Source organism: Roseomonas sp. TS2, from assembly GCF_058833935.1.
The window spans coordinates 1-9,098 of record NZ_JCACVY010000177.1; the positions used below are offsets into that span (position 1 = coordinate 1).

Here is a 9,098-nt window from a genome sequence, read left to right on the forward strand (position 1 = left end):
ATTTCATGCCCGGCGGCGGCGTGGCGGTGGCAGCCTCGGCCGCATGCGCCGCCTGTTCCTCTCCCTGTTCCTGCCGCTCCTCGCCCTGGCACCGCCCGTTGCCCGGGCCGTGGAGCTGCGGCCCGTCACCCTGCCCGGGCCGGAGGGCACGCCGCTGCGCGCCCTGCTGGCCCTGCCGCCGGCCGGTGCCCCGCTCGGCGTTCCAGTCGTGGCGCTGCATGGCTGCGGCGGCCTTGGCCCGCCAGGGGCGATGCGCCCCCCGGCGCGGGAGCGGGACTGGGCGGCGCGGCTGGTGGAAGCCGGCCACCCCGTGCTGTTCCCGGACAGCTTCGGCAGCCGCGGCCTCGGCCCGGCCTGCGGCCGGCCGGAGCACCCGGCGCGGCCGGACCCGGTGCGCGCGGCCGATGCCCTGGCCGCCGCCGCCTGGGCGCAGGCCCAGAGCTGGGCCGCGCCCGGCGGGGTGCTGCTGCTCGGCTGGTCGCATGGCGGCAGCACGGTGCTGGCGGCCGCCGCGCGGGCGGAGCCGGGGCTGGTGCGGGCGGCGGTGGCCTTCTATCCCGGCTGCCTCGCCGCCCGCCGTGCCGGCACCATGGCCGCCATTCCCCTCCTGCTGCTGCTGGGCGAGGCGGATGACTGGACGCCCGCGCGCTTCTGCCAGGGCTGGGCCGCGGCGCAGCCGCCGGGCCGGGTGGAGGCGGTGCTCTACCCCGGCGCCGGCCATGGCTTCGACGCACCGGGCGAGGCGCCGCCGCGCGCCCTGGAACTGCCCGACGGCCGGCGGGTGACGGCCGGCGCCTACCCCGCCGCGCGGGCGCTCGCCATGCCAAGAGCGCTGGCCTTCCTCGCCGCACATGCCGGCCCTGCATCCAGGCCCTAGGGCTTTGCATTTCCCGCCGCCGCGAGGCGTGGTAACGGGGGCGCCATGAATCCGGCCGACACCCCCATCGCCCTCGGCGCCGACCATGCCGGCGTCGCCCTGAAGGACAGCCTGCGGGCCGCGCTGGAGGCGGCCGGCCACCCCGTGCTCGACTTCGGCACCCATGGCAGCGAGAGCTGCGACTACGCCGATTTCGCCCACCCCGTCTCCGAGGCGGTGGCGGGCGGCCAGGCGCGCTTCGGCGTGCTGGTCTGCGGCACCGGCATCGGCATGGCGATCGCCGCCAACCGCCACCCCGCCATCCGCGCCGTGGTGGTGCACAACACCACCGAGGCGCGGCTGACCCGCGCCCACAACGATGCCAACATCGCCTGCTTCGGCGCCCGCACCGTGGGGCCGGAGGTGGTGCTGGACGCGCTCTCCGCCTTCCTGACCACCCCCTATGAAGGGGGCCGTCACGACCGTCGCATCGCCAAGATCACGCCGCGCATCCTCGCCGCCGGCACCGCCCAGGAGGCCTGAACCGATGAACGAGCTGTCCCCCGCGCACCTCGCCGGCCGCTTCTTCGGCGCCCCGCTGGCCGAGGCCGATGCCGACATCGCCGCGCTGATCGGCCGTGAGCTGACCCGCCAGCAGGACGGCATCGAGCTGATCGCCTCCGAGAACATCGTCTCCCGCGCCGTGCTGGAGGCCCAGGGCTCAATCCTGACCAACAAGTACGCCGAGGGCCTGCCGGGCAAGCGCTACTATGGCGGCTGCGAGGTGGTGGACGAGATCGAGACCATCGCCATCGAGCGCGCCAAGCAGCTCTTCGGCTGCGGCTTCGCCAACGTCCAGCCGCACAGCGGCGCCCAGGCCAACCAGGCGGTGTTCTTCGCCCTGATGCAGCCGGGCGACACCTTCATGGGCCTCGACCTCGCCGCCGGCGGGCACCTGACGCATGGCTCGCCCGCCAACCAGTCCGGCAAGTGGTTCAAGGTGGCGCCCTACACGGTGGAGCGCGAGAGCGGCCGCATCGACATGGAGGAGGTGGCGCGCATCGCGCGCGAGAGCCGCCCCAAGGTGATCGTCGCCGGCGGCTCCGCCTATTCCCGCGCTTGGGATTTCGCCCGCTTCCGCGCGATCGCCGACGAGGTGGGCGCCACCTTCATGGTGGACATGGCGCATTTCGCGGGCCTCGTGGCCGGCGGCGCGCATGACAGCCCCTTCCCGCACGCCCATGTGGTGACCACCACCACCCACAAGACGCTGCGCGGCCCGCGTGGTGGCATGATCCTGACCAATGACGAGGCGCTGGCCAAGAAGTTCAACAGCGCCGTCTTCCCCGGCCTGCAGGGCGGCCCGCTGGAGCATGTGATCGCCGCCAAGGCCGTGGCCTTCGGCGAGGCGCTGCGCCCCGAGTTCCGCGCCTATGCCAGGGCCGTCGTCGCCAACGCGAAGGCGCTGGCGGATGAGCTGGTGGCCCAGGGCGCCGGCATCGTCACCGGCGGCACGGACAACCACCTGATGCTGGTCGATCTCCGCCCGCTGAACCTGACCGGCAAGGCGGCCGAGGCGGCGCTGGGCCGCGCCCACCTGACCTGCAACAAGAACGCCATCCCCTTCGACCCGGCCAAGCCCTTCGTCACCTCGGGCATCCGCCTCGGCACGCCGGCCGGCACCACGCGCGGCCTGGGCGAGGCGGAGTTCCGCGAGATCGGGCGGATGATCGGCCGCGTGCTGCTCGGCCTCTCCCGCGCCAACGACCCGGAAGGCAATGCCGCGGTCGAGGCCGAAATCGGTGCCGAGGTGCTGGCGCTCTGCCAGCGCTTCCCGATCTACCGCTGAGCGGCCGGGGCAGGGGGGCGGGAGATGCGCTGTCCGTTCTGCGGCAGCGAGGACACGCAGGTGAAGGACAGCCGCCCCGCCGATGACGGGGCGGCGATCCGCCGCCGGCGGTCCTGCCCGTCCTGCGGCGCCCGCTTCACCACCTTCGAGCGGGTGACCCTGCGCGAGCTGACGGTGGTGAAGTCCGACCAGCGCCGCGTGCCCTTCGACCGCGACAAGCTCGCCCGCTCCATCCGCATCGCGCTGCGCAAGCGGCCGGTGGACGAGGACCGGGTGGAGCGCATCGTCAACGGCATCCAGCGCCGGCTGGAGGCCGAGGGCGAGAGCGAGATCAGCTCCCGCGCCATCGGCGAGATGGTGATGGAAACGCTCAAGGAACTCGACCAGGTGGCCTATGTGCGCTTCGCCTCGGTCTATCGCAATTTCGGCGAGGCCGCGGATTTCCAGGCCTTTCTCGGCTCGCTCGACCGCAACGGCTGACAGACCCATGGTGATCCTCTTCCATCCCGCGGCCCGTGCCGCCGGGAATGCCGCCGCCGTTCTGGCCACGCTGCGCGAGGCCCTGCCGGGCGACCGGGCGGCGCTGGCGGTGATGGCCGCCGCCGCCTTCGCCCAGGGGCCGGCGGCGCTGATGCCGGCGCGGCTGCGCGCCCGCGCTGATGCCGGCCGCTTCGCCGCCCTCTTCGCCGCCCATGGCCCGCTGCTGCTGGCTGAGGCGGAGGGCCGCCCGCTCGGCTGCATCCTGGCCGAGCCGGCGCAGCCCGGCGAGCCGGCGCGCATCACCGGGCTGTGGGTGGCGCCCGGGGCGGCCGGCCAGGGCATCGGCTCCGCCCTGCTCGCCGCCATGGAACGGCATCTGGCCGCGGCCGGGGCGGAGAGCCTGCGGGTGCGGGTGCCGAGCGGGCATCTACGCGCCCTCGGCCTGTTCCGCCGCCGCGGCTACGCCATGCAGGCGGCCGGGCAGCGCACCGAGCCGGTGCTGCAGGTGCCGCTGCCGCACACCGTGCTGGCCAAGCCCTTGGCCGGCGCCACGGCGGGCGGCGCGCTGCCCTGCGCCGCGGCATGAGCACGGGCGCCGGCCAGGACCCGGGCCAGGCGGCGGAGGCGGCCGACGAGGCGCATCTGCGCGCGGCGCTGGCGCTGGCCGCGCGTGGCCTCGGCAACACCTGGCCCAACCCGGCGGTGGGCTGCGTCATCGTGCGCGATGGCGCCGTGGTCGGGCGCGGCTGGACCGCCCCCGGCGGCCGCCCGCATGCCGAGACGGAGGCGCTGAAGCGCGCCGGGGCGGCGGCGCGCGGCGCCACCGCCTATGTCACGCTGGAGCCCTGCTGCCACTGGGGCCGCACGCCGCCCTGCGCCGATGCGCTGGTGGCCGCCGGCGTGGCCCGCGTGGTGGTGGCCATGCGCGACCCCGACCCGCGGGTGGACGGCGCCGGGCTGGCGCGGCTGCGCGCCGCCGGCATCGCCGTCTCGGTGGGGCTGCTGGAGGCGGAGGCGCGGGCGCTGAACGCCGGCTTCCTCAAGCGCCTGACGCGCAACCTGCCGCTGGTCACGCTGAAGCTGGCCACCACGCTGGATGGCCGCATCGCCACCCGCACCGGCGAGAGCCAGTGGATCACCGGCCCCGAGGCGCGGCGCATGGCGCACGCCCTGCGCGGCCGGCACGACGCCGTGCTGGTGGGCAGCGGCACCGCCCTGGCCGACGACCCGGATCTCTCCTGCCGCATCCCCGGCTATGCCGCCGTGCCGACGGTGCGCGTGGTGGCCGATGCCCGGCTGCGCCTGCCGCCCACCGCGCGCATGCTGCGGGAAGGGCAGGGGCCGGTCTGGGTCGCCACCCGCCCCGGCCACCCGGATGCGCTGCTGGAGCCGCTGCGCGCCGCCGGCGCCGAGATCGTCGAGGTGCCGGAGGCCGAGGGCGCGCACGGGGTTCCCTTGGGGCTCGACCCCGCCGCGCTGCTGCGGGCGCTCGCCGCGCGGGGCCTGACGCGGGTGCTGGCCGAGGGCGGCGCGGCGCTCGGCGCCGGGCTGCTGCGCGCCGGGCTGGTGGACCGGCTGGCCTGGTTCCATGCCCCCGGCATCATCGGCGCCGATGGCAGGGCCGCGCTGGACGCTTTGCCGCTGGAGGTTTTGTCGGCCATGCCCAGATATCGCCGCACCGCCCTGGCGCTGCCGGGGGCGGACCTGCTCAGCGAGTATGCCAGCGAGACCCATTCCAGCCAGATCGGGGCCGACTGAATGTTCACCGGGATCATCACCGCCCAGGGCCAGGTGGCCGAGGTCACGCCGATCGGCGGGGGGCAGGACATGCGCCTCGTCATCGCCACGCCCGAGGGCTGGCTGGAGGGGGCCGCCCTCGGCGCCTCCATCGCCTGCTCCGGCTGCTGCCTCACCGTCATCGCGCGCGACGAGCGGCGCTTCACCGTCGAGGTCTCGGCCGAGACGCTGGGCAAGACCACGCTCGGCCAGTGGCGGCAGGGCGGCACCATCAACCTGGAGCGCGCCCTGAAGATGGGCGACGAGATGGGCGGCCATGTCGTCTCCGGCCATGTGGACGGGGTGGGGGAGGTGGTCTCCGCCACGCCCGAGAACGGCTCGCTGCGCCTGGTGGTGAAGCTGCCCGAGGCTCTGGCCCGCTTCGTGGCGCCGAAGGGCTCGGTCACCATCGAGGGCGTCTCGCTCACCGTGAACGACGTCGAGGGCAGCCGCTTCGGCGTGAACCTGATCCCGCACACGGCGCAGGTGACGACGCTCGGCGGCTTGCGGCCCGGCGCGCCGGTGAATATCGAGATCGACATGCTGGCGCGCTATGTCGCCCGCCTGCGTGAGTTCGAGGCGGGCGATGCCCGGCGGGGGGAGACCAAGGCATGAATATTCTGACCCAGCGCACCTCCTTCTCGGAGTTCCTCAGCCCCACCGAGGAGCTGCTGGAGGAGGCCCGGCGCGGCCGCATGTTCATCCTCGTCGATGACGAGGACCGCGAGAACGAGGGCGACCTCGTCATCCCCGCCCAGTTCGCCACGCCCGACGCCATCAACTTCATGGCCCGCCATGCGCGCGGCCTGATCTGCCTGGCCATGACCAAGGCGCGGGTGGAGCAGCTCGGCCTGCCGCTGATGGCGCAGAGCAACGGCACCCGCCACCAGACCGCCTTCACCGTCTCGATCGAGGCGCGGGACGGCGTGACCACCGGCATCTCGGCGGCCGACCGGGCGCGCACCGTGGCGGTGGCCATCAACCCCGAGGCACGGCGGGAGGAGATCGTCACCCCCGGCCATGTCTTCCCGCTGGTGGCGCGCGAGGGCGGCACGCTGGTGCGCGCCGGCCACACCGAGGCGGCGGTCGATTTCGCCCGCCTCGCCGGGCTGAACCCGGCCGGCGTGATCTGCGAGATCATGAACGAGGACGGCACCATGGCGCGGATGCCGGACCTGGTGGCCTTCGCCCAGCACCACGGGCTGAAGCTCGGCACCATCGCCGACCTGATCGGCCACCGCCGCCGCACGGAGCGGCTGGTGCGCCGCGTCGAGGAAGGCCGCCATGCCGGGGCGCCGGGCGGCGAGTGGCGCTCCGTCGTCTATGCCAACACGCTGGAATACGGCGAGCATGTCGCGCTGGTGAAGGGCGACCTGGCCCGGCCCGGCCCGGTGCCGGTGCGCATGCACGCGGTGAACCTCTTTGCCGACATCGTCGGCACCAGCGGCGCGGCCGAGCTGCACCACGCCATGGAGGCCATCGCGCGCGAGGGCCGCGGCGTCGTCGTGCTGATCCGCGACGTGAAGCCCACCGCCCTCTCCGAGCGGGTCCGCGCCGGGCGCGACCGCAGCGAGCAGCCGGAGCTGCGCGACTATGGCATCGGCGCGCAGATCCTGGCCGATCTCGGCGTGCGCGAGATGATCCTGCTGACCAACCACCCCAGGGCGATCGTCGGGCTGGAGGGCTACGGCCTGACCGTGGCCGAGACCCGGCCGATCGAGCACCAGTGAGCACCTGAATACATGAGCACCATCGACGCGCCGGAGCGCGCCACCCCCGCCATCCCTGGCCCGCCGCCGCGCATCCTGCTGATCCAGGCGCCGTATTACGAGGCCGTGGTCTCCGGCATGCGGCACGGCGCCGAGCGCGTGCTGGCCGAGGCGGGGGCGACGCTGGAGGTGGTGGACGTGGCCGGCGCCTTCGAGCTGCCCGCCGCGCTGCGCCTGGCGCTGAAGGCGGCGGCGCAGGGCGGGGCCGGGGGCTGGGACGGCTTCCTGCTGCATGGCTGCGTGGTGAAGGGCGAGACCGACCACTACCAGTTCATCTGCGAGGCGGTCTGCCAGGGCGTCATGGACATCAGCGGCGAGACCGGCGTGCCGCTGGGCTTCGGCCTGCTGACGGTGGAGACCCTGTCCCAGGCCGTGGCCCGTTCCTCCAACGACCGCCACAACAAGGGTGCCGAGGCGGCGCATGCGCTGCTGGCGCAGGTGGCGCTCGCGCGCCGCTGGAACGTGAAGTGGGGCGCGAAGTGAGCGGCTCCGGCAAGGGTGCCCCCAAGGGCGGCCCGCAGGGCAAGCGCCCGGCGCCGCCGCAGGGCCGCCCGCGCACCGGCTCGCGCGTCGCCGCCATCCAGGCGCTGTTCCAGAGCGAGCAGACCGGCGAGGCGGCCGAGACGGTGCTCGACCAGTTCGTCCGCCACCGCATCGGCCCCGATGCCGGCGGCTTCGAGGATGGCCGCGTGCCGCTGGCGGACGTGCCGCTCTTCGCCGAGCTGGTGCGCGGCGTGGCGCGCCAGGGCGATTCGCTGGACGAGATCGTCGGCGGCCATCTGGCGGGCGACTGGACGGTGGTGCGGCTCGACCCGGTGCTGCGCGCCCTGCTGCGCGCCGCGGCCTTCGAGCTGTCCTCCGGCACGCAGCCGCCGGCCCGCGTGGTGATCAACGAATACATGGACATCGCGCACGGCTTCTTCAGCGGCGAGGAGCCGCGCTTCGCCAATGGCGTGCTGGACGCCATGGCCCGCTCGCTGCGCGCCCCCGAGTTCCAGCGCTGAGCCGGGCGGGGGAGGCGCCGCCTCCCCGCCGGGGCGGAGAGCCTTCCCCATGACCCTGCTTCCATGACCCTGCCGCCGGAATTCTCGCTGATCGCCCGGCATTTCCGCCCGCTCGCGGGCCCCGGCGCGCTGGAGCTGGAGGACGACGCCGCGCTGCTGGCGCCGCCCGCGGGGCGGGAGCTGGTGCTGGCGGCGGACGCCATGGTGGCGGGCGTCCACTTCCTGCCGGACGACCCGCCGGAGACCATCGGCCGCAAGCTGCTGCGCACCAACCTCTCCGACCTCGCCGCCATGGGCGCGGCGCCGCTCGGCTACCTGATGACCACCGGCCTGCCGCGCGGCCTGCCGGATGGCTGGCTCGGCGCCTTCGCCGCCGGGCTGGCGGCGGACCAGCGCGAATTCGGCCTCTCCCTGCTGGGGGGCGACACCGTCTCCACCCCCGGCCCGATCCATCTCTCCCTCACCATCCTCGGCCATGTGGCGCCCGGCGCGGCGCTGCGCCGGGCGGGGGCGCGGCCGGGCGACGAGATCTGGGTCTCGGGCAGCATCGGCGACGGCACGCTGGGCCTCGGCGTGCTGCAGGGCGAGTTCCCGGCCGATGCGGCGGGCTTCCTGGCCGAGCGCTACCGGCTGCCGCGCCCGCGCCTGGGGCTAGGGCAGGCGCTGGCGGGCCTCGCCCGCGCGGCGATGGATGTGTCGGACGGGCTGGCGCAGGATCTCGGCCATCTCTGCCGCGCCGGCGGCTGCGGCGCCGTGCTGCGCGCGGCGGATGTGCCGCTCTCGCCGGCGGCGCGGGCGCTGCTGCGCGGGGCGCCGGCGCTGCTCCCGCGCATCCTGACCGGCGGCGACGATTACGAGTTGCTCTTCGCCGCGGCACCCGGGGATGCGGAGGCCATCCGCGCCCAGGCCGCCGCCTGCGGCGTGGCTGTGTCGCGCATCGGGCATTTCGCGCCGGGCGAGGCCGTGGTTACGGTGGTGGATGGAGCCGGGGCGCGCCTTGACCTCGGCCAGGGGGGATGGAGCCACTTCTGATGGCAGGAACGGAACCGGCGGACGCCGTGGGGAACGCCCGGGCGGACGCCGAGATGCGCAGGACGGTCTGGCTGATGTTCGCCTGCCAGGCGCTGATGAACGCCTCCGTGGTGGGGCAGGTGGCGATGTCGGCGCTGATCGGCCACAGCCTGGCCAGCGACAAGGCGCTGGCCACCCTGCCCATGGCGTTGCAGATGGCCTCCACCATGGCCGCCTCCATCCCGGCGGGGCTGGTCTTCGCCCGGCTGGGGCGGAAGGCGGGCTTCGTGCTGGGGGCCCTCGGCGCCTGCCTCGGCAGCCTGACCTTCGCGCTCGGCGTCTGGCAGGGCGAT

11 protein-coding genes and 1 pseudogene are annotated in these 9,098 nt (G+C 74.8%); all 12 read left to right on the top strand.

The window, feature by feature from the left end; translation table 11 throughout:
- The coding region (locus ACZJYS_RS20015; protein WP_493180074.1) for a dienelactone hydrolase family protein at positions 1-877 on the top strand (877 nt) is incomplete at its 5' end.
- Positions 878-922: 45 nt separating this feature from the next.
- Positions 923-1,399 carry a ribose 5-phosphate isomerase B gene (rpiB, locus tag ACZJYS_RS20020; protein WP_109516058.1) on the top strand — a complete coding sequence of 159 codons (477 nt, stop codon included), beginning with the start codon at positions 923-925 and terminating at the stop codon, positions 1,397-1,399.
- Between the two features lie 4 nt (positions 1,400-1,403).
- Positions 1,404-2,705 carry a serine hydroxymethyltransferase gene (glyA, locus tag ACZJYS_RS20025; RefSeq protein WP_379633503.1) on the top strand — a complete coding sequence of 434 codons (1,302 nt, stop codon included), beginning with the start codon at positions 1,404-1,406 and terminating at the stop codon, positions 2,703-2,705.
- Positions 2,706-2,729: 24 nt separating this feature from the next.
- On the top strand, positions 2,730-3,185 hold the full coding sequence (nrdR, locus tag ACZJYS_RS20030; protein WP_109516056.1) for a transcriptional regulator NrdR: 456 nt from the start codon (positions 2,730-2,732) through the stop codon (positions 3,183-3,185).
- 7 nt (positions 3,186-3,192) lie between these two features.
- Positions 3,193-3,771, top strand: a complete 579-nt coding sequence (locus tag ACZJYS_RS20035; RefSeq protein ID WP_379633505.1) for a GNAT family N-acetyltransferase — start codon at positions 3,193-3,195, stop codon at positions 3,769-3,771.
- On the top strand, positions 3,768-4,943 hold the full coding sequence (ribD, locus tag ACZJYS_RS20040) for a bifunctional diaminohydroxyphosphoribosylaminopyrimidine deaminase/5-amino-6-(5-phosphoribosylamino)uracil reductase RibD (RefSeq protein WP_379633507.1): 1,176 nt from the start codon (positions 3,768-3,770) through the stop codon (positions 4,941-4,943). Before ACZJYS_RS20035 ends, ribD begins: the two co-directional genes overlap by 4 nt.
- Positions 4,944-5,576: a riboflavin synthase gene (locus tag ACZJYS_RS20045; RefSeq protein ID WP_493180075.1), complete on the top strand. Its 633-nt coding sequence runs from the start codon at positions 4,944-4,946 to the stop codon at positions 5,574-5,576. It abuts the gene before it with no gap.
- Positions 5,573-6,691 carry a 3,4-dihydroxy-2-butanone-4-phosphate synthase gene (ribB, locus tag ACZJYS_RS20050; protein ID WP_493180076.1) on the top strand — a complete coding sequence of 373 codons (1,119 nt, stop codon included), beginning with the start codon at positions 5,573-5,575 and terminating at the stop codon, positions 6,689-6,691. Before ACZJYS_RS20045 ends, ribB begins: the two co-directional genes overlap by 4 nt.
- Before the next feature lie 12 nt (positions 6,692-6,703).
- Positions 6,704-7,213 (top strand): 6,7-dimethyl-8-ribityllumazine synthase, encoded by a 510-nt coding sequence (gene ribH / locus ACZJYS_RS20055; protein WP_493180077.1) that lies wholly within the window; start codon positions 6,704-6,706, stop codon positions 7,211-7,213.
- Complete coding sequence (gene nusB, locus ACZJYS_RS20060; protein ID WP_109516389.1) at positions 7,210-7,734, top strand: transcription antitermination factor NusB; 525 nt, start codon at positions 7,210-7,212, stop codon at positions 7,732-7,734. Before ribH ends, nusB begins: the two co-directional genes overlap by 4 nt.
- 63 nt (positions 7,735-7,797) lie before the next feature.
- Positions 7,798-8,766, top strand: coding sequence for a thiamine-phosphate kinase (gene thiL / locus ACZJYS_RS20065; protein ID WP_493180078.1), 969 nt, complete (start codon positions 7,798-7,800; stop codon positions 8,764-8,766).
- A pseudogene (locus ACZJYS_RS20070) lies at positions 8,766-9,098 on the top strand (MFS transporter); the annotation flags it as partial. The gene thiL and the pseudogene ACZJYS_RS20070, both read left to right, overlap by 1 nt.

Excerpts from the sequence above, each read along its gene's own strand:
- ribB (WP_493180076.1), top strand. The coding sequence starts at position 5,573 with ATGAATATTCTGACCCAGCGCACCTCCTTCTCGGAGTTCCTCAGCCCC.
- nrdR (WP_109516056.1), top strand. The coding sequence starts at position 2,730 with ATGCGCTGTCCGTTCTGCGGCAGCGAGGACACGCAGGTGAAGGACAGC.
- thiL (WP_493180078.1), top strand. The coding sequence starts at position 7,798 with ATGACCCTGCCGCCGGAATTCTCGCTGATCGCCCGGCATTTCCGCCCG.
- ACZJYS_RS20035 (WP_379633505.1), top strand. The coding sequence starts at position 3,193 with ATGGTGATCCTCTTCCATCCCGCGGCCCGTGCCGCCGGGAATGCCGCC.
- glyA (WP_379633503.1), top strand. The coding sequence starts at position 1,404 with ATGAACGAGCTGTCCCCCGCGCACCTCGCCGGCCGCTTCTTCGGCGCC.
- ribD (WP_379633507.1), top strand. The coding sequence starts at position 3,768 with ATGAGCACGGGCGCCGGCCAGGACCCGGGCCAGGCGGCGGAGGCGGCC.
- ACZJYS_RS20045 (WP_493180075.1), top strand. The coding sequence starts at position 4,944 with ATGTTCACCGGGATCATCACCGCCCAGGGCCAGGTGGCCGAGGTCACG.
- rpiB (WP_109516058.1), top strand. The coding sequence starts at position 923 with ATGAATCCGGCCGACACCCCCATCGCCCTCGGCGCCGACCATGCCGGC.
- ribH (WP_493180077.1), top strand. The coding sequence starts at position 6,704 with ATGAGCACCATCGACGCGCCGGAGCGCGCCACCCCCGCCATCCCTGGC.